Annotated in this window: 20 protein-coding genes and 2 pseudogenes; 8 read left to right on the top strand and 14 right to left on the bottom strand. The window is 71.7% G+C overall.

Annotated features, from left to right (window positions below):
- Window positions 1-67: 67 nt before the first annotated feature.
- Complete coding sequence (locus ACFY3N_RS12850) at window positions 68-1,558, top strand: glutamate synthase subunit beta (RefSeq protein WP_390816666.1); 1,491 nt, start codon at window positions 68-70, stop codon at window positions 1,556-1,558.
- Between the two features lie 204 nt (window positions 1,559-1,762).
- Here ACFY3N_RS12850 and ACFY3N_RS12845 read toward each other — a convergent pair whose 3' ends face one another.
- The 3 genes from ACFY3N_RS12845 to ACFY3N_RS12835 form a co-directional block, all read right to left on the bottom strand.
- Window positions 1,763-2,566, bottom strand: coding sequence for an SAM-dependent methyltransferase (locus ACFY3N_RS12845; protein WP_390816665.1), 804 nt, complete (start codon window positions 2,564-2,566; stop codon window positions 1,763-1,765).
- A 90-nt stretch (window positions 2,567-2,656) separates the two neighbouring features.
- Window positions 2,657-2,941, bottom strand: coding sequence for a DUF397 domain-containing protein (locus tag ACFY3N_RS12840; RefSeq protein ID WP_390816867.1), 285 nt, complete (start codon window positions 2,939-2,941; stop codon window positions 2,657-2,659).
- Between the two features lie 9 nt (window positions 2,942-2,950).
- Window positions 2,951-3,811: a helix-turn-helix transcriptional regulator gene (locus ACFY3N_RS12835; RefSeq protein ID WP_390816664.1), complete on the bottom strand. Its 861-nt coding sequence runs from the start codon at window positions 3,809-3,811 to the stop codon at window positions 2,951-2,953.
- Window positions 3,812-4,043: 232 nt separating this feature from the next.
- On the opposite strand from ACFY3N_RS12835, the gene ACFY3N_RS12830 reads away from it, so the two are divergent.
- Together ACFY3N_RS12830 and ACFY3N_RS12825 are read left to right on the top strand one after the other, a co-directional pair.
- On the top strand, window positions 4,044-4,718 hold the full coding sequence (locus tag ACFY3N_RS12830; protein ID WP_390816663.1) for an ATP-binding protein: 675 nt from the start codon (window positions 4,044-4,046) through the stop codon (window positions 4,716-4,718).
- On the top strand, window positions 4,715-5,167 hold the full coding sequence (locus tag ACFY3N_RS12825; protein WP_390816662.1) for a hypothetical protein: 453 nt from the start codon (window positions 4,715-4,717) through the stop codon (window positions 5,165-5,167). The genes ACFY3N_RS12830 and ACFY3N_RS12825 overlap by 4 nt, the downstream gene beginning before the upstream one ends.
- 19 nt (window positions 5,168-5,186) lie before the next feature.
- Here the strand turns inward: ACFY3N_RS12825 and ACFY3N_RS12820 are convergent, their stop codons facing one another.
- From ACFY3N_RS12820 to ACFY3N_RS12805, 4 genes and pseudogenes are all read right to left on the bottom strand, one after another.
- Window positions 5,187-5,372 (bottom strand): hypothetical protein, encoded by a 186-nt coding sequence (locus ACFY3N_RS12820; RefSeq protein ID WP_390816661.1) that lies wholly within the window; start codon window positions 5,370-5,372, stop codon window positions 5,187-5,189.
- 235 nt (window positions 5,373-5,607) lie between these two features.
- Window positions 5,608-5,781: pseudogene (locus ACFY3N_RS12815) on the bottom strand (amidohydrolase); the annotation flags it as partial.
- Between the two features lie 4 nt (window positions 5,782-5,785).
- Window positions 5,786-7,636, bottom strand: a complete 1,851-nt coding sequence (locus ACFY3N_RS12810) for an FUSC family protein (RefSeq protein ID WP_390816660.1) — start codon at window positions 7,634-7,636, stop codon at window positions 5,786-5,788.
- A pseudogene (locus ACFY3N_RS12805) lies at window positions 7,633-8,001 on the bottom strand (DUF397 domain-containing protein); the annotation flags it as partial. The pseudogene ACFY3N_RS12805 and the gene ACFY3N_RS12810, both read right to left, overlap by 4 nt.
- Window positions 8,002-8,253: 252 nt before the next feature.
- Here ACFY3N_RS12805 and ACFY3N_RS12800 point away from each other — a divergent pair.
- Together ACFY3N_RS12800 and ACFY3N_RS12795 are read left to right on the top strand one after the other, a co-directional pair.
- Entirely contained in the window at window positions 8,254-9,216 is a 963-nt protein-coding gene (locus ACFY3N_RS12800) for an expansin EXLX1 family cellulose-binding protein (RefSeq protein ID WP_390816659.1), read from the top strand.
- Window positions 9,217-9,924: 708 nt separating this feature from the next.
- A complete protein-coding gene (locus ACFY3N_RS12795) occupies window positions 9,925-11,556 on the top strand; it encodes a right-handed parallel beta-helix repeat-containing protein (RefSeq protein ID WP_390816658.1) in 1,632 nt (543 codons plus the stop codon).
- On the opposite strand, the gene ACFY3N_RS12790 is transcribed toward ACFY3N_RS12795, so the two are convergent.
- From ACFY3N_RS12790 to ACFY3N_RS12775, 4 genes are all read right to left on the bottom strand, one after another.
- Window positions 11,490-12,917 carry a UDP-glucose dehydrogenase family protein gene (locus tag ACFY3N_RS12790; protein ID WP_390816657.1) on the bottom strand — a complete coding sequence of 476 codons (1,428 nt, stop codon included), beginning with the start codon at window positions 12,915-12,917 and terminating at the stop codon, window positions 11,490-11,492. The two genes, ACFY3N_RS12795 and ACFY3N_RS12790, sit on opposite strands and share 67 nt — an antisense overlap.
- A 38-nt stretch (window positions 12,918-12,955) precedes the next feature.
- Window positions 12,956-13,978 carry a UDP-glucose 4-epimerase GalE gene (gene galE, locus ACFY3N_RS12785; protein ID WP_390816656.1) on the bottom strand — a complete coding sequence of 341 codons (1,023 nt, stop codon included), beginning with the start codon at window positions 13,976-13,978 and terminating at the stop codon, window positions 12,956-12,958.
- 80 nt (window positions 13,979-14,058) lie between these two features.
- Complete coding sequence (locus tag ACFY3N_RS12780; RefSeq protein ID WP_390816655.1) at window positions 14,059-15,930, bottom strand: glycosyltransferase family 2 protein; 1,872 nt, start codon at window positions 15,928-15,930, stop codon at window positions 14,059-14,061.
- Window positions 15,927-16,952 carry a UDP-glucuronic acid decarboxylase family protein gene (locus tag ACFY3N_RS12775; RefSeq protein WP_390816866.1) on the bottom strand — a complete coding sequence of 342 codons (1,026 nt, stop codon included), beginning with the start codon at window positions 16,950-16,952 and terminating at the stop codon, window positions 15,927-15,929. The genes ACFY3N_RS12780 and ACFY3N_RS12775 overlap by 4 nt, the downstream gene beginning before the upstream one ends.
- A 417-nt stretch (window positions 16,953-17,369) precedes the next feature.
- On the opposite strand from ACFY3N_RS12775, the gene ACFY3N_RS12770 reads away from it, so the two are divergent.
- Window positions 17,370-17,783 carry a RidA family protein gene (locus tag ACFY3N_RS12770; protein ID WP_390816654.1) on the top strand — a complete coding sequence of 138 codons (414 nt, stop codon included), beginning with the start codon at window positions 17,370-17,372 and terminating at the stop codon, window positions 17,781-17,783.
- A complete protein-coding gene (locus ACFY3N_RS12765; protein WP_390816653.1) occupies window positions 17,780-18,280 on the top strand; it encodes a GNAT family N-acetyltransferase in 501 nt (166 codons plus the stop codon). Before ACFY3N_RS12770 ends, ACFY3N_RS12765 begins: the two co-directional genes overlap by 4 nt.
- Here the strand turns inward: ACFY3N_RS12765 and ACFY3N_RS12760 are convergent.
- Entirely contained in the window at window positions 18,253-19,386 is a 1,134-nt protein-coding gene (locus ACFY3N_RS12760; protein ID WP_390816652.1) for a glutathione-independent formaldehyde dehydrogenase, read from the bottom strand. The genes ACFY3N_RS12765 and ACFY3N_RS12760 overlap by 28 nt on opposite strands.
- Before the next feature lie 133 nt (window positions 19,387-19,519).
- Between ACFY3N_RS12760 and ACFY3N_RS12755 the strand changes: the two genes are divergently transcribed.
- Window positions 19,520-19,711 carry a hypothetical protein gene (locus tag ACFY3N_RS12755; protein WP_390816651.1) on the top strand — a complete coding sequence of 64 codons (192 nt, stop codon included), beginning with the start codon at window positions 19,520-19,522 and terminating at the stop codon, window positions 19,709-19,711.
- A gap of 21 nt (window positions 19,712-19,732) precedes the next feature.
- On the opposite strand, the gene glpK is transcribed toward ACFY3N_RS12755, so the two are convergent.
- Both glpK and ACFY3N_RS12745 read right to left on the bottom strand, forming a co-directional pair.
- Window positions 19,733-21,250, bottom strand: a complete 1,518-nt coding sequence (gene glpK / locus ACFY3N_RS12750) for a glycerol kinase GlpK (protein WP_390816650.1) — start codon at window positions 21,248-21,250, stop codon at window positions 19,733-19,735.
- Window positions 21,251-21,271: 21 nt separating this feature from the next.
- Window positions 21,272-22,105, bottom strand: a complete 834-nt coding sequence (locus ACFY3N_RS12745; protein ID WP_390816865.1) for an MIP/aquaporin family protein — start codon at window positions 22,103-22,105, stop codon at window positions 21,272-21,274.
- Window positions 22,106-22,191 lie beyond the last annotated feature (86 nt).

Below are 22,191 nucleotides of genomic sequence, written 5' to 3'. Positions count from 1 at the left end.
ATCGTGGCCGGAGGAGTGCCGCCCGACGCCGCACGGCCCGTCATCCGCGCACGCAAGGAACACGGCCATGGCCGATCCCAAGGGTTTCCTGACCACGCCCCGCGAGGAGTGGCCGCGTCGGCCCGTCGAGGAACGGGTCCGCGACTGGAACGAGGTGTACGTCCCGGGAGCGCTGCTGCCCATCGTCGGTCCGCAGGCCGACCGCTGCATGGACTGCGGTGTGCCGTTCTGCCACCAGGCCTGCCCGTTGGGCAATCTCATCCCGGAGTGGAACGACCTGGTCTCGCGGGAGGACTGGCGGGCGGCGGCGGAGCGGTTGCACGCCACCAACAACTTCCCGGAGTTCACCGGCCGGTTGTGTCCGGCGCCCTGCGAGGCGGGCTGCGTGCTCGCCATCAACCAGCCGGCGGTCACCATCAAGAACGTCGAGTGCGCCATCGCCGACCGGGCCTGGGAGGAGGGCTTCGCCACGCCGGCGCCGCCGGAGCGGATCTCCGGCCGGACGGTCGCGGTCATCGGCTCGGGCCCGGCCGGGCTGGCCGCGGCCCAGCAGCTGACCCGGGCGGGGCACACGGTCGCCGTGTACGAGCGGGACGACCGGATCGGTGGGCTGATGCGGTACGGCATCCCCGAGTTCAAGATGGAGAAGCGGCATCTGGAGCGGCGGGTGGAACAGATGCGGGCGGAGGGGACGAAGTTCCGTACGTCCACGACGGTCGGGCGCGATGTGGACGCGGCGGAGTTGCGGGCCCGGTATGACGCGGTGGTGATCGCGACGGGGGCGACGGCATGGCGGGAGCTTGCCGTGCCGGGACGCGAACTGGCGGGAATCCACCAGGCGATGGAGTACCTGCCGCTCGCGAACCGGGTGTGCGAGGGGGACCTGGAGTCGTCACCGCTGTCGGCCGAGGGCCGGCATGTCGTCATCGTCGGGGGTGGTGACACGGGAGCGGACTGTCTGGGCACGGCGGTGCGGGAGGGGGCGGCGTCGGTCACCCAGCTCGACATCTACGCCCAGCCGGGTTCCGAGCGCGACGAGGACGCCGAGCCGTGGCCGACGTATCCGAAGGTGTACCGGCTGTCGGCGGCGCACGAGGAGGCCGGCGAGCTGCGGACGTCGCCGGCGGCGGACGCGGACGCGCGGCTGTTCGCCGCGTCCACACTGCGCTTCACCGGCGACGGGGGCGGGCGGGTGTCTGCGCTGCACCTGGTCGAAGTGGATGCCGGGCGTCGGGCCGTGCCGGGCACGGAACGGACGCTGCCGGCGGATCTCGTTCTGCTGGCGCTCGGGTTCTCCGGGCCGGACCGGGGGGACGGGCTCGTCGCCCAGCTGGGGGTGGAGCTGTCGCCCCGTGGCACGGTCGCGCGGGATGCGGGCTTCACCACGAATGTGCCGGGTGTCTTCGCTGCCGGGGACGCCGCTCGCGGTCAGTCGCTGATCGTGTGGGCCATCGCCGAGGGGCGGGCGGCCGCGGCGGCGGTGGACCGCTACCTGACCGATGCGCCCAGTCGCCTGCCGGCGCCGATCACCCCGGACGACCGTCCGATGACCGTGTGAGCGAGTCGGCGCTGCGCTGCGGACAAGGGGTCTGCGTGGCCCGGTAGGTTGCGGGTGCCCCCGACCCGGCCCCGGCCCACCCACCGGCCCCGGGCGCCACGCGCGTACAACGGCGGCCCGCCGTACCACACAGCACAGCGGGCCGCCGTTGGCGGAGTGGTGCCGGAACACAGGACCTCGCCGGGTCCCACCACCCCAGCCGTGTTACGGCTTGCGGGCGACCGCGCCGTAGCCCGGGATGACGTCGTCGTCCTGGCCCGGGACCGGGGCGCCCAGTTCCGGGCGCCAGTGGTGGGGGACCTGGACGCCCGGTTCGACGAGGTCCAGGCCGTCGAAGAAGCGGGTGAACTCCTCGCGGGAGCGGAGCGCCAGGGTGACGCCCGCCGCCTTGAGCTTCTCCGTGGCCGCCTTCGACTCCTCCGGAGTGAAGTCGGACGTCGCGTGGGTGACGACCAGGTAGCTGCCCGACGGCAGTGCGTCCAGCAGCCGCCCGACCAGTTCGTGCGCCCCGTCCTGGTCGGAGACGAAGTGCAACAGCGCGATGAGCGACAGCGCGACCGGCTCGTCGAAGTCGAGGATCTTCCGCGCACCCTCCAGGACGACGTCCGGATCACGCACATCGGCCTGGAGGTACTCGGTCACCCCCTCGTCCGTGCCGCGCAGCAGGGCCGCCGCGTGGGCGAGCACGATGGGGTCGTTGTCGCAGTACACGACGCGGGCGTCGGGCACGATCTCCTGCGCCACCTGGTGCAGGTTGGGCTCGGTCGGGATGCCGGTGCCGACGTCGAGGAACTGCCGCACGCCCTGCCCGGCCAGCCAGCGCGTGGCCCGCTGCATGAACGCGCGGTTCACCCGCGCCATCACCGGCACCCGGGGGTCGAGGGCCAGCATCTGTCGGCCCATGGCCTCGTCGACCGGGTAGTTGTCCTTGCCTCCGAGGTACCAGTCGTACATCCGCGCGGGATGCGGCCTGCTCGTGTCGATCTCCACGGGGTGCTGCCCGGTCATGACGGACTCCATAAGTCTCTGCAACTGTTAGTGATCAAGACGGTGCCAAGTTCAACGGGGGGAACAAAAAGGTAGAGCGGGCAACAGGGCTCAGGACAGCAGGAAATCCGCCTCTCCCGCCTTCGCTCCTTCGATGAAGGCCGTCATCTCGGCGGAGGTGTAGATGAGCGCCGGCCCGTCCGGGTCGGTGGACTGGCGTACGGCGATCCGGCCGTCCTCGAGCTTCATCGCCTCCAGGCAGTTCCCTCCGTTGCCGCCGCTCCACGGCTTGTGCCAGCCCTCGCTGCCCAGCTCCCGCGCGGGCATGCCGTTGTAGATCCTTCCGGTGCGCACCCGCGGGTGGGGCAGGGACTTCAGGGGCTTCGGGGGCTTCATGAGTTCCATTCACAGCTCCTTGCGGAGATCCCGGAGGATCTCCTTCGTGCGATGTGCCGTGGCGGCCTGCGCCGCCATGCGGTCCATGACCTCGAGGTGGGTCGCCACCTCGGTGCGCGCGTCCAGGTAGACGGCGCCGGTCAGGTACTCGCTGTAGACCATGTCCGGCAGTTCGGGCATGGCAAATCGGAACAGCACGAACGGCCCGTACGTGCCGGGATGGGGCCCACCGGCGAACGTCGCGATCTGCAGCGTCACATGGGGCAGCTTCGTGGCCTCGAGCAACTTGTCGATCTGCGCACGCATCACCTCCGGGCCGCCGACCGGACGGCGGAGCACGGTCTCGTCCATCACGACCCACATCCGGGGCGCGTCCTTACGGGTGAGCAGTTCCTGCCGCCGCATGCGCAGGTCGACGTGGCGCTCTATGTCCTCGGGCCGGGTCTGCCCGACGGCCCCGGAGCGCAGCACGCCGCGTGCGTAGTCCTCGGTCTGGAGCAGTCCGGGGACGAAGTGGGGTTCGTAGCTGCGGATGAGGGAGGCCGCCCCCTCCAGGCTGACGTACATCGAGAACCAGCCGGGCAGGATGTCGTGGAAGCGCTGCCACCAGCCGGGCCGGTTGGCGTCCTCGGCCAGCTGCACGAAGGCTTCGGCCTCCTCGTCGGAGACGCCGTACGCCTTCAGCAGGAGCTGGAGGTACGGGATCTTCAGCGCGACCTCGGCCATCTCCATGCGGCGGACGGTGGCGGGCGCGACACGGAGGATGCGGGCCGCTTCCTCGCGCTTGAGCCCCGCGCTCTCCCGCAGGTCCAGAAGGCGCCGGCCGAGGACGACCTGTCCGACCGTCGGCGCGGACCGGGGTTCGCTCACACTCCACCTCCCTCGAACAAAAGCCGACAGCCCGGCGGCGCCACTCGAAGATCCATCCGAAGATCCCTCTCACCCGAATACGCATTCGAACAAATCTTCGGCAATCTCAACTGGCGCCGCACGAGATGCTGTTGCGAGCAGTGTGCCACGCCCGTCCAGAACGTCACAGCGCACTCTGCATTTTTCAGAGTGACACTTGCCAAGTGTTCACGGCGGGGCGATAGTGGCAAGCGTGATTCCGTCCGCGCCCTTAGGAACAGACGCCGCCGCAGGGTCCATCGGCCTCGGCGCCGCCTCGGAAGCCGACCCCTCGGGGTCCGCCGCCGAGCGCCGGTTCCGTTTCGAACTGGCCGCTCATCCGGGTTCCCCGGCTCAGGCCAGACGCCTGACGAGGGCACGGCTGACCGGCTGGTCGGTGTGCGAGGACACCTGCGACACGGCGGCCCTGGTCGTCTCCGAACTGGTCACCAACGCCATCGTGCACACCGCGAGCAGCCACATAGTCTGCGAGCTGCACGACGGTGGCGAGCTGGTGCGCATAGCCGTGCGCGACGAGGGGTGCGCGCCGGACCAGCCGCGGGCGAACACCCGGCAGCAGCCGGAGGACGAACACGGGAGGGGACTGCTCCTCGTCGACGCCCTGTGCCACTCGTGGGGCGCGCGCGAGAACGGCCCCGGACTGCTGGTCTGGGCCGACCTCCCCCGCGCGGCGGACACCGGGCACGGTCCCGCGGAGCCCACCGACGACCTGGGCTGGGGCGCCCGCCCGAAGCCGGGCCCGCCCGGCACCCCGGACGACGACACCGGCGACGAGCCGGACCAGTCCCACGGCCCGAGGAAGGGCCAGGCCCCCGCCCGGGTGCTCCCCCCGCGCCAACGCACCTCCCACCACCGGGACCGGGCGTGACGGGCGCGCCCGGCATCGGCGCGCTGAGCCTGGACTCGCTGGTGCGGATCCAGCGCGGACGGCACACCCCTGCCGTCCCCCGGCGGCTCCCCGTCCCCGACGGCATGACCGCGCCCATGGGCTGCGACGCCGTGGCGGTACCGGCGCGCTTCGGCCCGCTGGTGCTGCCCCGGCTGCCCCGCGTGGGCTGCGTGTACGCCGACGACGCGCACTGGTGGTGGCTGGTCCCGTCCGATTCCGACTACGCCCTGGAGTGGCCGGCCCCCGCCCACTACGCCACCGGCGCGGTCCTCCCCGGCCCTTCGGACACCCCCGGCGCCCCGGGCCTCCCCGGTCTGATCCACCGCCCCGACGGCACACTCCCCTACACGCCGCCGATACCGCTCTATCTCGCCCTGTGCCGCCTGACGGGCACGACTCCCACCTGGTCACGCCCCGTCACCGCATAGCCACGCACCCCGGCCCTCGTCAGGCCGTGACGTCGCCGCCCCCGCCGTCCGCGCGGACGATCACCAGGAACATGTCGGTCGCGAGGTCCATGACGACCTCGGCGGGCAGACCCTCCAGGCGGCGCGCGTGGGCGAACTCCTCCGCCGGCCATGAGCCACGCGGTCCACCTGCGGGAAAGCGCTCGAGCACCGTTCGCCCGTTCACCCTGCCACCTCCATGCTGCGTTGTCCTCGTAGAGTTAAACGCCAACCATGGGGTGAACGCCTTGCTCAGTGACGGTACTGAGACGTAGTTGACACCCGTTCACCGCCAAGTGTGATCGGACTCTCGGCTGATCGCACCAATCGGCCACCCTTCGTATCGGCCGGCGCACTTGTCGTATTGCCCGTGTCGGGTGTCGTACTCCTGGATCCGCCGCCCGTGGCTCCGGTCGGCCGGCCCGGGCCGCCCGCCCCCGGGCCGCCTCGGCGCTCGTCACCTCCTCCACCGTCCCGTCGCGCACGACGATCGCCGCGTCCGGCGTGGATCCGATCCGTTCCCGGTCGTCGTGCGGGAGGACGGTGCATCCGGTGATGACGACGTCGGCCGGGCTCTCCGCGCCAGCGGGCGTCATACCGTCAACGTACGACGCGGTCGTGGCCCGGCGTGAGCCGAACCGCGACCTGCCCGCGCGTCCGTACCCGGTCCGCGAGCTCGGCCAGCCGCTGGACGTGCCGGGGGTCGACGCGGCCGGTGTCGTCAAGGTGGACGGCGGCGGCGGTGACGGTGTCGACGAGCACTTCGAGGGTGGCGGCGATCTCGTCGGTGCCGTCGGCGTGCCGGGCGAGCGGGGGGAGCTCGGCGGAGACGAGGGCGATGGCGGCACGGGCCTCGGCTAGGGTCCGGTAGGCCTCACGGCGCAGCGCCCAGCGGGCGGCGCGGTCGTCGGACTCGCCGAGCACGTGGTCGAGGTACGCCTGGGCGGCGCCGGCCGCTTCGGTGAGCCGGGCGCGGATGGCGTCGCCGCCGCGCTGTCCCGGCATCGGGAGATGTCCCACGACGAGTACGACGACGCAGGCCAGCAGGGTCTCGCCGATACGGCCGAGGGACGCCTGGGGTTCGCCGCCGGCCATCACCAGGGCGAGGACGAGCACGGTGACGACGGCGGTCTGCGCGGCGAAGTGCCGGGTGGCGACGGGGATCAGCGCCCCGCTGACCGCGACCAGCGCGACGAGTCCCTCCGGGTGGGGCACCACGGCTGCGAGCCCGGCGAACAGGAGCGCCCCGAGGACGGTTCCGGCGGCCCGGGACAGGACGCGGGAGGCGAGCGGTCCGAGGTCGGGTTTGACGAGGAAGACGGCGGTGGCGGGCAGCCAGTACCAGTGTTCGTGCTGCCCGTACCAGCGGGCGTGGTACAGGGCCTGGGCGAGGGCGGCGCTCACTCCGAAGCAGAGGGCGACCCGCAGCCCGTACTCCCGGCCCCGGGCGCCGAGGACGGTCCGCATCCCGGCGGCCCGGGACCGCCTGCGGCTGTGCAGGTCGCCGCCCTCGCCCCGGTCGAAGGCCTCGGCGGCGCGCAGGAGGGCGTCGTCGAGGGCGCGCAGGGCGGGGACGGTCCGGGAGGGGGCGGGCAGCGGACCGGTCGGGGTGCCGCCGCGTACGGCGGCGGCGAGGCGCCGGGGTCCTTCGGAGGTGCGGGACGGTACCGGCTCCCCGGCCCAGGCGAGCGCGGTGGCGGCCTCGGCGAGCGGGAGGGCGGCGGCGTACCGGGCGTGCAGCCGGCGCTCGGCGGAGGAGGAGGCGTACCGCCGCAGCCGGGGCCCGGCGAGCGCGTCCTGCGCGTGGTCGAGGGCGGCGGTGAGCGCGGCGCGCCGTGCGGTGGCGGTGTCCGACCCGGTGGCGTCGAGCAGGTCGGCGATGGCGTCGTACACCCCGGCGACGGCGTTCCGCTCCCCGTCGAACCGGAAGCCCCCGGCGAGCGAGCCGGGCGTGGGCAGCGCCAGCCTCAGCAGGAGCAGCCATCCCGCGCCGGCGAGGAAGGCGAGCGCGCGCTGCCAGCCCGGTTCGGGCAGCGGCATCCCGGCGCCGACGGCGGCGCCGACCAGCAGTTGCGTGCCGACGGCGGAGCCGACGGGCCCGAGCGCGCTGACCGCGCCGGCGAGGAGACCGAGCCCGGTCAGCAGCAGGGTGAGCAGGACGGCGGAGACGTGATCCCCCGCGTACGTCCCCACGACCAGCCCGGCCGCCCCCGCGAGCGCGGGACCGCCGATGCGTCCGACGGAGGCGCGACGGCTGCCCGGCCGGTCGTTGATCCCCGCGAACATGGCGCCGATGGCGGCGACGACGCCGAGCGTGGGCCGTCCGGCGAGGACGGCGGCGAGCAGCAGCGGACCGCCGCCCAGTGCGCCGCGCGCGACGGCGTTCCACGGGACCGGTCCGCGCTGGGCGCGCAGGGCATGGGCCAGCCATGGGGGTACGGCACGGGTCACGGGGCTCCAGTCGTCGCATCGGAAACGGGACAGGCTCGCGGGCGACGGTGACCGGGCGGGAGGAAACGTGTCTCCACGGTAATCGGTGGGGCGGAAGGAGAGCGAACGGCCGAGTTTCCGTGATGTGACGATGCGGACGGAAGCGGTCCGGTGTCCCTGTGACCCCGGTCGGCGGTCACGGGGGCACCGCGGTGCTCCTCGCTCCGCGCGGTGTGCCGGGCCGCGGACCCGACGAACCGCACCCACGCCTCCGGCGTCAGGCCGACCACGGGGCCGACCTCGTCCTTCGGGTCACGCACGTGCAGGACACCGCTCCCGGCGGCCACTTCGACGCACGCTCCGCCGTCCCCGGCACCGTGACTGCTCTTGAACCACTCGGGACCGGCCCTTGAACCACTCGGGACCGGCCCTGTCCCCGCTCATCCCCGGTCTCCATCATGGTGAACGGGCCGACGGTCCTGCCTGTTCCCTGCGGGAGAGGACGGCACCCCGCCGGAACCGTGTGGGCGGAGCTCCTCCCGCCACTCCGCCGTCGAAAGCCCGGCAACCTTTCCGGCGGCTGTGACGACCATCCGGTCGGAAGCGTGTGTTCCCCCGCACCACGTAAGGACTCATCCGTGGCATCCCCCTCCCACCGCCGTCCGCGCGGCAAGCGGCGCGGCCTCCTGGCCCCGGCCGTCGCCGTGGCCGCCGTCGGGCTCCTCATATCGCTGGTCGTCGCCCTCACCCACGACGGCGGATCCGGCACCGTGCGGGCCACGGCCGCGTCCGCCACCGGTGCCGGCGCCGCCGCCCGGCCGAGCGCCCCGCCCACGGCGACCGGGGGGACACCGGAGGCGGTGCCGTCCACCGCGTCCCCGGCCGCCCCGAAACCCTCCGCGACGAAGGCGTCGGCCCGCCCGTCGCGCGGCGGCACCCCCTCGGCCACGACCGCCCCGCGCCCCGCTTCCGGCGGGGCGCCCCTGGCGGGCCGGATCAAGCCCGGCACCGCCTACAGCGGAGTCGCCACCCACTACGACGCCGGGGACGGCGACGGCGCCTGTCTGTACGGTCCGAGCCCCGACCGCATGACCGCGGCGATGAACACCGCCGACTACGAGACGTCCAGGGCGTGCGGGGCGTACGTCCTGGTCCGCGCGGCCGGCGGCGCCTCCGTGACGGTACGGATCACCAACGAGTGCCCCGCGCCCTGCGCCCCCGGACAGCTCGACCTGAGCAGGGAGGCCTTCGCCGAACTGGCCGGCCTCTCCGCCGGGAGGATCCCGGTCACGTGGAGCCTGCTCAGCCCCGGCACGTCCGGCACCGTCTCGATCCGCTACAAGACCGGCTCCAGCAGCCACTGGTGCGGCATCCAGGCGATCGGTCACCGCAACCCGCTCGCCCGGCTCGAGGTCGCCACCGGCTCCGGCTGGCAGCGGCTGACCCGCACCGAGTACAACTACTTCCTCTCCCCCGACGGCACCGGCTGCGGCGGCGAGCTGAGGCTCACCGACATCTACGGGGAGCGGTTGACCGTCGACGGCATCGCCGTGCGCCCGGACGCCGTACAGCCGACGCGCGTCCAGTTCGCCCGGCACTGACACGGCACCGCGTCGGCGCACCGACTCCGCGAACGGGGTCTCCGCGTCCGCGACGGCGAGCGACGCCGGGGTGGCCCGCATCCCGGCGACGATCTCGTCCACGCCCCGCAGACCCGCGCGGTGGAGCAGCCCCTTCTCGTTGGTGACCCGCTCCCCGCGTGCCGCCGTCACCGCGTGCGCGGTGTGGGTCGCGGCCACGGCGACGGCGCCCGCGACCGGGGAGAGGGAAATACGGGTGCGGTGGCGGACCGGGAACCGCATGACCGGTGGGTCGTCCGCCCTCCGTTCCCGGACGGTCGGGGCCCGTGCGATCCGGTGCCTCACCGTCCCCGGCATCCTCCCGCCGCCCGTGGACTCCCACGTCTCCGTCGTCGACGCGGACGCCGGGCCGGTGTTCCTCGCCGGGTCACTCCGCTGCCGTTCGTCGTGGGCGGCGCCGGCAGGGGCCCCGTGCGACGGCCCCGGCGCATCCGCGTCCGTGACGGTCGTGGGCGGCCGATCGGGCATGTCCCGGGCCGAGCTCCGCGTGCTGGCCCGCCGGCCGCGGGTCCGCGTGTCACGGTGGGCCCGTGGTGTCCGTGGGCCGAAGGCGGTTCGGCCGTCGAAGAGGCGGGAGCGGTGTTGCGCTGGTGGGACGCTTGCAGCAGAGTCGGTGAGGGCCGGATGCGGGCGGTCGCGCGCCTCTGGCCGTGCCACGTGGTGGTGAGTATGTGCGTAGTGGCGTTGCTGCTGGCCGGGTCCGGTCCGCGTGTTCCCGTACCGGAGAACACGCAGGGCGGACGCACGTTCTACGTCAGTCCGGAGGGCGACGACCACGCCGACGGCCGCACTCCCGAAACTCCCTGGCGCACGCTGCGTCACGCCGACGCCGTGCGGCTGAAGCCGGGTGACCGTCTGCTGCTGAGGGGCGGGGCGCGTTTTCCCGGCTCCCTGAGCATCGGCCCGGGGGAGGCCGGGAGCGCCCGCAGACCCGTCATGCTCGACTCCTACGGAGGCGGCCGCGCGATGATCATGTCTGCCGGCTCGCGCGGCATCGAGGTGCACAACACGAGCGGCGTCGTCGTCCGCAACCTGATCGTCACCGGGGACGCCGCGTCCTACGGGGCGCAGGACGGCATCGCGTTCGTCAGTGATCTGCCCGGCGGCCGCAGGCTGCCCCACCTCCGGGTCACGGGCGTCGACGTGTCGGGCTTCCGCAACGGCATCCGGCTGCACGGTGGTGCCGGCGCGTCCGGCTTCCGGGACGTGGTGATCCACGACTGTGCGGTGCACGACAACCAGGACGCGGGGCTCGTGACGGACGGCCCCGCCTTCGACGCGGACGAGCCGGCCTACGCGCACGAACAGGTCACGGTCTCCAGGGTCGTGGCGTTCGCGAACCGGGGCGATCCCCGGGCGAACGACAGCAACACCGGCAGCGGGATCGTCCTCGGCAGCGTCCGGCGCGGTGTGGTCGAGGAGTCGGTCGCCCATGACAACGGGCGGTCGTCCTCGGCGATCGCCGTCGAGGGTCCCATCGGCATCTGGACGTACGACTCGACGCGGATGGTCATCCAGCGGAACGTCGCCCACGGCAATCACACCGGGTCCCGGGTGGACGGCGGCGGGTTCGGCCTGGACAACAACGTGTCCTATTCGCTGGTGCAGTACAACCTGTCCTACGGCAACGACGGCCCGGGCTTCCAGGTGTACTCCGCGGCCCCGAACACGGCGCACAGTGACAACGAGATCCGGTACAACATCAGCCGCAACGACAGCCGCAAGCTCCAGGACTACGGTGCCGTCGTCGTGTTCGGATCGCACGTCGGGAACGTCGCCGTCCACCAGAACACCGTCCTGGTGACGGCGAACGGGCCGGTCAGGGCCCCCGCGCTGCGGCTCCGGCCCAGCCTCGGGACGGTGTCCGTGCGCAACAACGTGTTCGCCACCGACGGCGCCCCCGTGGTGGTGGCCCAGAAGCCCTTCGCGAGGTCGGAGGTGCTGATGCAGGGCAACGACTACCACAGCCCGCGGGACTGGACCCTGTGGTGGGGCGACCGCCGGTACACCGATCTGGCCGCCTGGCGCGCCGAGACGGGCCAGGAAACGCAGGGCCCACGGGCGACCGGAACCAGCGCCGATCCCTGTCTCGTCGACGCCCCGCTGCCCGCGGACGGCACCGGCCCCCACGCCCACGGCCCGGAGAGGGGCGCACTGGTCTCCCGGTGCGCCCACGCGCTGACCGCCGCGGCCGTGGACCTGCGGACGGCCGGCATCGACCCCGGGCCCGTCGACTACTTCGGAACGCCGCTGACCGGATCCCCCGGTGCGGGGGCCGCGCAGGCCGGGCCGGAAGCGTGAGGAATCGTCACCCGCAGGCCGTCGGTCCCCCCCGGCTGTGGTGCGTGGGCGGGCCGCCCCAGGGCACGGACGTGCCAGCCGGCCGCACGCCAGACCTCCCGGTCCAGGGCGTTGCGCGCGTCGAGCATGAGCGGGGCCCGGACCACCTCCGACAGTTTCACCGGGTCGATCGCCCGGTACTGCCGCCAGTCGGTCAGGTGCAGCACCACGTCCGCGTCCCGGCACGCCTCCATGACGTCCGTGTGGTACGACGGACCGGGCAGCGCGGGCCGTGCGTTGTCGATGCCTTCGGGATCGTGCACGCGGACATCCGCGCCCTGGGCGACGATCTCCGCCACGACGGCCAGCGCGGGTGAGTCCCGTACGTCGTCGCTGTCCGGTTTGAAGGTGACCCCCAGTACCGCGACCCGCCGGTCGGCGAACGTGTCGCCCAGGAGCCGACGGGCGAGGTCGACCGTGCGCCGCCGCTGCCGACGGTTGATCCGGTCGACCTCGTGCAGGAACGACACCGCCTCGCCCACCTGCAGTTCCTCCGCCCGGGCGAGGAAGGCGCGGATGTCCTTGGGCAGGCAGCCGCCGCCGAATCCGAGACCGGCGGACAGGAAGCGGCGTCCGATGCGCGCATCACGGCCGAGGGCGTCGGCGAGCGTCACCACGTCGGCGCCCGTGGCGTCGCAGATCTCCGCCATGGCGTTGATGAACGAGATCTTCGTCGCCAGGAAGGAGTTGGCGGCGGCCTTCACGAGTTCCGCGGTGGCCGGGTCGGTGCCGATGTAGGCGACACCGGCTCGCAGCATCGGCTCGTACACCTGGCGCAGCAGCCGATCGGCGCCGGGCTCGGTGGTCCCCACCACCAGGCGGTCAGGGCGCAAGGTGTCCCGGACCGCGAATCCCTCGCGCAGGAACTCCGGATTCCAGGCGATCCGGGCCTCGACTCCCGGGCGCTGCCCGGCCGCGATCCTCCGGCTGAGCGACCGGGTGGTGCCCACCGGCACGGTCGACTTGCCGACGATCAGGCTGTCACGGGTGAGGAGTGGTACCAGGCCGTCGACGACCGCCTCGACATGGCGCAGATCGGCGGCGAGGGAGTCGGGACGTTGCGGTGTGCCGACGCACACGAAGTGCAGGTCGGCGAAGTCGGCGGCCTCGGCGAGGGAGGTCGTGAAGCGCAGCCGGCCGGCCTGTGTGTTCCTGATGAGGATCTCGGGCAGGCCGGGTTCGAAGAACGGCGCCCGGCCGGCGGCGAGTGCCTCGACCTTCCCCGCGTCGGTGTCGACCCCGAGGACATCGTGTCCGATGTCGGCCATGCACGCGGCGTGCACGGCGCCGAGGTATCCCGTACCGATGACGGTCAACCGCATGGAGGTTCTCCTGTTCTTGTGCCGCCGACGCGGTGAGGTCAGCGGGAGTAACCGTCGGGGTTCAGTTCCTGGAACCGCCAGGCGTCACGGCACATGGCGGTGAGGTCACGCGTGGTGGTCCAGCCCCAGGCACGGGCCACCTCGCTCGCGTCGGCGACGAGCGTGGCGACGTCGCCCGCCCTGCGGTCGGCGATCCGGTACGGCACGGGGCGCCCGCTCGCCTCCTCGAAGGCGGCGACCAGCTGGAGCACGGAGGTGCCGGTGCCGGTGCCGAGGTTGAACACCCGCATGCCGGTGCGGTCGTCCAGGTGCTCGACGGCCACCCGGTGCCCTTCGGCGACGTCCATGACGTGGATGTAGTCCCGTACCCCGGTCCCGTCGGGTGTGGGGTAGTCGGTGCCGAAGACGCTCAGCCGCTCCCGGCAGCCCATGGCGACCTGTGCGACGTACGGCATGAGGTTGTTGGGGACGCCCCGCGGGTTCTCGCCGATCAGGCCGCTCGGGTGGGCGCCGACCGGGTTGAAGTAGCGGAGGGCGAGCACCTTCATCTCCCCGAGGCAGGCGCACACGTCCTCCATGATCCGCTCGCACACCAGCTTGGTGCGCGCGTAGGGATTCGTGGGCGCCACGGGGCTCCGCTCGGTCAGCGGCACGGACTCCGCGTCGCCGTAGACGGAGCACGACGAGGAGAACACCAGCCGGTGCACGCCGTGTTCACGCATGACCGACAGCAGCGTGCAGGTTCCGCCCACGTTGGTGTCGTAGTACTCGACCGGCAGGACCACCGACTCTCCGACCGCCTTGCGGGCCGCGAAGTGGATGACGGAGTCCACCGGGTGGGAGGCGAACACCTCCGACAGCGCCCCCCGGTCGCGCACGTCGACGCGGTAGGCGCCGGCGAGCGGCCGTCCTGCGGTCTTGGCGATGCGGTCCAGCGCCTGAGGGGAACTGTTGGCGTGGTTGTCGACGACCACGACTTCGTAGTCGTGGGCGAGCAGTTCGACACAGGTGTGGCTGCCGATGAAACCTGCGCCGCCTGTCACCAGGACGGTCTCGGTCATGGGGGTACCTCGTTTCGTCGGGAGAAGGAGACGTCCGGACGGGACCGTCCGGACACACGGCGGGTCGTGTGCGGCGGACGTCAGCCCGCGACGAACCCGCGCAGGCGGGGGAGGAAAAGCAGCAGCGCCCAGCCCAGCGGCACGAGCGCGACGAGTCCCGTCGTCAGCGGCAGGGCGGCGGTGTGCAGTGCCCGGTGGACGGGGACACCGGCGGATCGCGCGGCCTCGCGGATGTGCAGGGCACTCACCGCGAGCGTCACCGTCCCGTAGGCCGCGGCCCCCAGGAGGCAGAGGAACACGTAGCCGATCGCGGAGCCGGCCGGCTCCGCGACGAGTGCCGCGCCGGACAGCACGACGGTGATCAGGAGGTAGGGGAGCATCAGGCGCAGGGGCAGCGGCTCCCATCCGTCGCGGGCCTTGGGCGTCACCTTGAAGACGACCGTCTTCGGCCGAGCGCGCTGCACCAGCGCGGCCGCGACCCCCCATGCCACGTACGGCCAGCGCGTCAGACCGAACAGCCAGCCCTCCCAGCTCAGCAGCGGCGCGTCGACGGGCCGCAGCAGCCCGCGTCGGCGCAGCAGCAGGGTGAGCAGGAGCAGGAAGAACGACATGGCCCAGAAGTGCAGGAGGAACGCCACGTAGTTCACGTTGATCCACGGAATGCCGGTGATCGCGGCAACCGGCGGCAGCAGCAGTCCGGTGGTGGTGGTCAGGGCCAGCAGCGGATAGTACGAGAGCGCGAACCCGAACCGGAACCTGAGCCGGCCGGGCATGCGCCGCAGATGCTTCGGAAGCATGCCCAGCAGCATCACCATCAGGCTCCGTGACCACTGGAACTCCTGCGTCACCATGGCGGCGAAGGTGAGGGGGCCGTCGCCGTGCGCCTCGGCGTCGATGGCGAAGCCGCCGTGCCAGCCGGCCGAGTTGAGCAGGAAGCTGGTGGAGAAGTCCTCGGCCAGCTCGGGCCCGAGCCCGCCGATGTCGCGCAGGGCCCGGGTCCGGACGGCGTAGTGCGAACCGATGCACAGCGGTGCCAGGCCGTCGGTGTGGCCGAGTTGCATCGGCCCGTGGAAGGTCGCCTCGCGGTGCAGCCGTCCGCGGGCCGACCAGGACGCACGGGCATTGGCGTCGCACACGCTGGGGGCGGCCACATAGCCGACCGCCGGATCGGCGAACGGCCGGACCACCTCCTTCAGATAGCCGTGCCCGGGCACGTGGTCGACGTCGAGCTGGGCCACCACGTCATAGTCCCGGTATCCCCAGTGATCGTAGAAGTGGGCGAGGTTGCCCTCCTTGCACCGGGTGCGCCGGGGCCATGCGTCCCGGTGGTACGAGGCGACACCGCGCCGGCAGGAAACGCGCACCCCGTGGGCGGTGCACCAGCGGAGGATCTCGTCGTCCGGGTCCTCGTCGCACAGCCACACGTCGTAGGGGTACGGGAAGTCCTGGCTCAGCATGGCGGTCAAAGTGGCGCGGGCGACCTTCCAGGGCTCCGACGGCGCCCGGGTCACGACGAACGCGGTCCGCAGCCGGGGCACCCCGACGGCGGGGTCGACGGCGCGCAGCCGGATCACCACGACGACGAAGTACAGCGGAAGCAGTGACAGGTACAGCAGGAGTGCGCTGTTCACGGCGAATCCCGCCCAGCCGACCCGGTGCTCCGGGCGCAGCCACCACGCCCAGAAGCAGACCAGGGCGATCAGCCAGCACAGCGCCAGCAGGCTCGTCCTCGCCCGGTCCGGCCGCCGCAGCCGGGGGACCCAGAGCCCTGTCCCCGGGATGCGTGTGGGGCGCGGCCTGCCGAAGACCGGTCCGTCGGCCGGAACGCCGACGACATTGCCCGCCGAGAGGGTCAGAAGGTGGGTTCTCAGCGCCTCGTCGGCTGTTTCCTCCTTGTACGGACCCTCGTCGAGGATCGTGCCGGCCGCCGGGCCGGGGCCGTTCCGTGTCACGACGCGGTGGAGGTCACGCCGACCGCGCGGGACTCGGCGACGACACCGTCCTGCTGGCCGCCGCGGATCGCCCTGAGGGCGGCGGTGACGTCTTCGGGCCTGGACGCGAACCACCGCACCGTTCGCCGCAGGCCGTCTTCGATGCCCACCTCCGGATGCCAGCCCAGAGATTCCGACGCCCGGGTGATCAGCGGCCGGCGGCGGGTCGGGTCGTCGACGGGCAGCGGGTGGAACTGGATCCCGGCCGGGGATCCCGTCAGGCCGATGACGAGTTCCGCGAGGTGCAGAACCGTCAGTTCGACGGGGTTCCCGAGATTCACCGGACCGGGTTCGCCGTGGTCGAGCATGGCGAGAATTCCGCGCACCAAGTCGTCGACGTAGCAGAAACTGCGCGTCTGCTTTCCGTCTCCGTAGACGGTCAGCGGTTCTCCCCCGAGGGCCTGGACGACGAAACTGGAGACGACCCGGCCGTCGTGCGGACGCATGCGTGGGCCATAGGTGTTGAAAATCCGGATGATTCCCGTGTTCGCGCCGTGATAAGTCCGGTAGGCCTGTGTCAGTGCCTCGGCGAACCGTTTCGCCTCGTCGTAGACGCTGCGCGGGCCGACGGGGTTCACATGCCCCCAGTACGTCTCCTCCTGGGGATGCACCTCGGGATCCCCGTACACCTCGCTCGTGGAGGCGAGGACGAAGCGGGCCCCGTGCCGCAAGGCGAGACGGAGCGCGTTCTCCGTACCGCGACTGCCCACCGCGAGCGTCTCCAGCGGACGTCTCAGATAGTCGGGCGGCGAGGCGGGGCTGGCCAGATGCGCCACCGCGTCCACGGCACCCCGCACATCGACCGACCGGCTGACGTCGCAACGGACGAGTTCGAAGGCGGGGTCGGAGAGAAACGCGGCGACGTTCGCGGGATCTCCGGTGGAGAAGTCGTCAAGGCACACGACTTCGTTCCCGCGCCGAAGGAGCGCTTCGCAAAGATGCGACCCCAGGAAACCGCCGCCACCCGTAACGGCCACACGCATGAATTCTCCTCGGTTGACCAATGAGTTCCATGACTCCGCGCGACACGAGAAGGAATGGGGCCGTTTACCGGGGCAGGAGACGGCTCGCGCCGAAGTCGCGAATCGACCATATGATCACTGGTAGTACTTTCCTTGGAGTGGCGCGTCGTACTGCGCCGACCGGCCGGTACCGCGAACGGGGGAAACGCTCCTCGTCCGCTCGCCGCCGCCATGGAGAGCAGGCCGAGGACGTGCCCGTGGGGGTTTCATCCCTGAGGGTGAGGACTGTCCGGGGCAGGCGGCTGACACGGCTCCCGCACAGGCAGGGTGTGCGCCGCGGGGACGTCCGGGCAGGCTCGTGAAATACGGATGCGGGGGTGCCGCAGAGGCCTCATGATCAGTGGGTTGTCCGCCGCCCTCCGGCAGAGGGGAACCCGCGTGATACGGCGCGTCACCGCCCCCGGCCTCTTTCCGCCGCCCGCCTGCTCCCACGCCTCCGTCGTGGAGGCGGGCACCCGGCCGGCGTTCCTCGCCGGGGCGGTCCCGCTGGACGCCGACGGGAAGCTCGTGGGCGAGGGGGATCCGGTGCGGCAGGCCCGGCAGGTGATCGCGAACCTCGAGGAACAACTGCGGGCGGCCGGCTCCGGCCCGGACCACGCCGTCGCGACGGACGTGTACGTCGTGAGCGGTGAGCCCGCCGTGCTCTCCGCCGTGTGGGACGTGGTCGAGGCGTCCGGGCTGAGCGCGGGGCCCCACTCGTCGACCCTGGTGGGCGTGGCCTGTCTCGGGTACACCGGGCAACTGGTGGAGATCACGGCCACCGCGGTGGTGCCGGACGCGGGGAACCGGTGACGACCGGCGACCGTACGGTGCGCCTGCGCCGGGCGCTGTCCGCCGACGCCGAGGCCGCGGCCGGTGTCTGGCTGCGGTCCTTCGCCGCCGCGCTGCCCGGCGTGGTCCGGCCGCGCTCCGACGACGAGGTGCGGGACTACTTCCGTCATGTCCTCGTGCCGCTGCGGGAGACGTGGGTCGCGGAGGCGGACGGGGACCTCGTCGGTGTGATGGTGCTCGGGGGCGGGGAGCTGGAGCAGCTGTACCTCGCCCCCGAGTGGCGCGGGCACGGGATCGGTGACCGGTTCGTCGCGCTGGCCAAGAAGCACGGGCCCGAGGGGCTCTCCCTGTGGACGTTCCAGGTCAACACGCCCGCGCACCGCTTCTACGAGCGGCACGGTTTCACGGCCGTGGAGCGGACGGACGGCTCCCGCAACGAGGAGCGGGAGCCGGACGTCCGGTACGTGTGGCGGCCGTGGGCGCGGTGTGCCTACGGGTGCAGTACGACCTTGGTGTAGCCCTCGATCCGCTTGTCGAACTTGTCGTAGGCGGACGCCGCCTGGTCCAGGGGGAGTTCGTGGGAGACCACGAAGCTGGGCCTGGCCCTGCCCTCGATGATCATGTCGCGCAGATGCCGGTTGTAGCGCTTCACGTTGCACTGCCCCGTCCCCACCCGCAGGCCCTTCTCGAAGAGCTTGCCGATCGCGACGAGGAGCATGCCCTGCTTGGCCTGCTCGTCGGGGGCTCCCGGGTCGGACGGGACGTAGAGACCGGGCACGCCGAGCGCTCCGGTGGCCCGGACCGTGCCGACGAGCGAGTTCAGGACCGTCGCCGGTTCCTCGCGGTCCGTGGCGCCCTTCGTCGCCTGGTAGCCGACGGCGTCGATGCCCTTGTCCGTGCCGACGCCCTCGGTCTGCTCCTTGATCTGCTCCGCGGGGTCGCCCTCCGCGAAATTGATCGGGACCGCGCCGATCTCCTCGGCCTTCTGCAGCCGCTCGGCGACCCGGTCCACGACGAACACCTTCTTCGCGCCGCGCAGCAGGGCCGAGTACGCGGCCATGAGGCCGACCGGCCCCGCGCCGTACACCGCGACGCTCTCGCCGGGACGGACCTGGGCGAGTTCACAGCCGTGGTAACCGGTGGGGAAGATGTCGGCGAGCAGGATGAAGTCGGTCTCGTGCTCCTGTCCCGGCGGCAGCCTCAGGCAGTTGAAGTCGGCGTAGGGCACGCGCAGGTACTCGGCCTGGCCGCCCTTCCAGGGGCCCATGGAGACGTAGCCGTAGGCGCCGCCCGGGAAACCGGGATTGACCGTCAGGCAGTATCCGGTGAATCCCTCGGCGCAGTTGCGGCAGAATCCGCAGGCGACGTTGAAGGGCATGACCACGCGGTCGCCCTCTTTCAGCGCGGTGACGCCCTGGCCGACCTCCTCGATGATCCCCATGTTCTCGTGTCCGAAGACGATGCCGGGCTCGGCCGAGGTGCGGCCCTCGTACATGTGCAGGTCGGAGCCGCATATCGCGGTGGAACTGACCTTCACGATCACATCGTTCGGGTGCTGGATGCTCGGCTTGTCGACGTCCTCGACCGCGACACTGAACGGTCCTTTGTACACGACGGCCTTCATGGCGGTGACCTCCGTTCCGCGCGTGACTCATCTCTCATGGTTCCGCGGTCTACCGGGTCGGGCAAACCGGTAATCTGCGAACGAAGGGGTCATACGTGTCCGGTACCGCGCCGAGAACGGAAAGAGGCGGGAAATGGCAGCACAGAGACTGGGAACCCTGCTCGTTCCGGTGCCGGGGCTCTCCGGCACCGTCTACCCGCCGGGGACGACCGTGACGGTCCGCGGTCGCGGCTCGTCCGTCGACGCCTTCGTCAACGGTGACTGGCTCTCGCTGGCGTGGTGGGAGTTCTCCGACGGCCTGCGCGAGGACATCGCCGACCGCTGAGGCACGGACGCGGAGCGCGGTTCAGGTGATCTTGACCCAGTCCAGGGTGCGTTCCACGGCGCGCTTCCAGTCCTGGTAGCCGTCGCGGCGCCGCTCCTCGCTCCACTGCGGCTCCCAGCGCTTCGACTCCTGCCAGTGGGAACGCAGCTCGTCGGTGTCGCGCCAGAAGCCTACGGCGAGCCCGGCGGCGTAGGCGGCGCCCAGCGCGGTGGTCTCGGCGACCACGGGGCGGCTGACCGGGACGCCCAGCACGTCGGCCTGGATCTGCATGCACAGGTCGTTCGCGGTGACGCCGCCGTCGACCTTGAGCACGTCCAGGTGGACGCCCGAGTCCTGCTCCATGGCCTCGACCACGTCACGGCTCTGGTAGCAGATGGCCTCCAGCGTGGCCCGGGCGATGTGGGCGCCGGTGTTGTAGCGGGCCAGCCCGACCATGGCGCCCCGGGCGTCGGAGCGCCAGTACGGGGCGAACAGGCCGGAGAAGGCCGGGACGAAGAACATCCCGCCGTTGTCGTCCACCTGGCGGGCCAGCTGCTCGCTCTCCGGGGCACTCCTGATGATCTTCAGCTGGTCGCGCAGCCACTGCACGGCGGCGCCGGTGACGGCGATGGAGCCCTCCAGCGCGTACACCGCGGGGCTGCCCGCGAACTGGTACGCCACCGTCGTGAGCAGCCCGTGCTCCGAGCGCACCGGTTCCGTGCCGGTGTTGAGGACCAGGAAGTTGCCGGTGCCGTAGGTGTTCTTGGCCTCGCCCGGGGAGAAGCAGACCTGGCCGACGGTCGCCGCGTGCTGGTCGCCCAGTACGCCGGTGATCGGAACGGCGGCGCCCAGCGGCCGGGAGGTGCGGGCCGTGCCGTACGCCTCGGGGTCGGAGGAGGGGTGGATGGCCGGCAGCATCGCGCGGGGGATGCCGAAAACGTCCAGGAGTTCGTCGTCCCAGTCCAGCGTCTCCAGGTTCATCAGCATGGTGCGGCTGGCGTTGGTCACGTCGGTGGCGTGCACGCCGCCGCCCGGGCCGCCGGTGAGGTTCCACAGCACCCAGGCGTCCGTGTTGCCGAACAGGGCGTGACCCGCCTCGGCGGCCTCGCGCAGTCCGTCCACGTTCTCCAGCAGCCACTTGATCTTGCCGCCGGAGAAGTAGGTCGCCGGCGGCAGGCCCGCCTTGTGGCGGATGACGTCGCCGCGGCCGTCGCGTTCGAGGGCGGCGGCGATGCTGTCGGTGCGGGTGTCCTGCCAGACGACGGCGTTGTAGTAGGGGCGGCCGGTGCGCGGGTCCCAGACCACGGTCGTCTCGCGCTGGTTGGTGATGCCGATGGCCACCAGATCGGTGGCCGACAGCCCTCCGTCACGGAGGCCGTTCTGGATCACCGTGTTGGTGCGCTCCCAGATCTCCACCGGGTCGTGCTCCACCCAGCCCGAGCGCGGGAGGATCTGCTGGTGCTCGAGCTGGTGCCTGGCCACCTCGTTCCCGGAGTGGTCGAAGATCATGAAGCGGGTGCTGGTGGTCCCCTGGTCCACGGCGCCGACGAATTCGGGCATCGCTGCCACCTCCTGGTGTGCCTAGGATTCTTCGGTGGCCGGGCCCTCTTCGGGCTCCCCCGCCCTCGTCTTGAGCACCGGGCCGATGAACAGGTCGTACACGACGGTTCCGAGGATCGCGCCGATGAGCGGGCCGACGATGGGAATCCACCAGTACCCGCTGAACCATTCGAACGATCCGGGCAGGGCGATCGACCCCCAGCCCTCGAAGAACGTGAACAGCCGGGGGCCGAAATCGCGTGCGGGATTGATCGCGTATCCGGCGTTGGTACCGAACGTCAGGCCGATGGCGACGACCACCAGACCGATGAGGAACGGATGGAGATTCGACATCGGAGCCGTGTTGCGGGTGTCGATGAGCGCACAGATCAGCAGGAGCAGAATTCCCGTTCCGACGATCTGGTCGAGCAGAGGACCCCACCAGGAATCCCCGAAGTATTCGGCGGGGAACGTGGCGAAGATGGAATAGGTCCCCAGCGACTCCTCCCGCGTGATCCCTTCCTTGGCGTTGGCCGCGTCGATCGCCCACCGGTAGCAGGCGTAGACGAGTGCGGCGGCGACGAAGGCGCCCAGGACCTGTGCGAGCCAGTAGGGAAGCACCTTGCGCCACGGGAAGTCCCGGCGTACGGCGAAGGCCAGCGTCACGGCGGGATTGAGGTGGGCGCCGCTGACACCGCCGGCCACATAGACGCCGAACACGACGGCGAGTCCCCAGCCCCACGAGATGATGAGCCAGTTGGCGGGCCCGAACTCCACCATTTGCCGGCCCGAGCCGGGCAGTCCGACGACGGCCACGGCCACGGATCCGATACCCAGCAGAAGCAGGACGAACGTGCCCAGGAATTCGGCGAGCATATCGCCGGCGATGCCTTCTCGATAGCCTCGTCGTTTCGCGATGCGTTCGGCCACCGGCCCTCCTCGGCTGGAATTACATTTTTCCC

It is taken from the genome of Streptomyces sp. NPDC000348, assembly GCF_042898795.1.
Classification (GTDB): domain Bacteria; phylum Actinomycetota; class Actinomycetes; order Streptomycetales; family Streptomycetaceae; genus Streptomyces.
The sequence above is the reverse complement of the archived record's forward strand: the minus strand, read 5'-3'. Positions and strand labels throughout refer to the sequence as shown.

What these genes read in the sequence shown, in the direction of transcription:
- ACFY3N_RS12850 (WP_390816666.1), top strand. Translation starts at nt 68, where the DNA reads ATGGCCGATCCCAAGGGTTTCCTGACCACGCCCCGCGAGGAGTGGCCG.
- ACFY3N_RS12845 (WP_390816665.1), bottom strand. Translation starts at nt 2,566, where the DNA reads ATGACCGGGCAGCACCCCGTGGAGATCGACACGAGCAGGCCGCATCCC.
- ACFY3N_RS12840 (WP_390816867.1), bottom strand. Translation starts at nt 2,941, where the DNA reads ATGAAGCCCCCGAAGCCCCTGAAGTCCCTGCCCCACCCGCGGGTGCGC.
- ACFY3N_RS12795 (WP_390816658.1), top strand. Translation starts at nt 9,925, where the DNA reads ATGTGCGTAGTGGCGTTGCTGCTGGCCGGGTCCGGTCCGCGTGTTCCC.
- ACFY3N_RS12790 (WP_390816657.1), bottom strand. Translation starts at nt 12,917, where the DNA reads ATGCGGTTGACCGTCATCGGTACGGGATACCTCGGCGCCGTGCACGCC.
- galE (WP_390816656.1), bottom strand. Translation starts at nt 13,978, where the DNA reads ATGACCGAGACCGTCCTGGTGACAGGCGGCGCAGGTTTCATCGGCAGC.
- ACFY3N_RS12775 (WP_390816866.1), bottom strand. Translation starts at nt 16,952, where the DNA reads ATGCGTGTGGCCGTTACGGGTGGCGGCGGTTTCCTGGGGTCGCATCTT.
- ACFY3N_RS12760 (WP_390816652.1), bottom strand. Translation starts at nt 19,386, where the DNA reads ATGAAGGCCGTCGTGTACAAAGGACCGTTCAGTGTCGCGGTCGAGGAC.
- ACFY3N_RS12755 (WP_390816651.1), top strand. Translation starts at nt 19,520, where the DNA reads ATGGCAGCACAGAGACTGGGAACCCTGCTCGTTCCGGTGCCGGGGCTC.
- glpK (WP_390816650.1), bottom strand. Translation starts at nt 21,250, where the DNA reads ATGCCCGAATTCGTCGGCGCCGTGGACCAGGGGACCACCAGCACCCGC.
- ACFY3N_RS12745 (WP_390816865.1), bottom strand. Translation starts at nt 22,105, where the DNA reads ATGCTCGCCGAATTCCTGGGCACGTTCGTCCTGCTTCTGCTGGGTATC.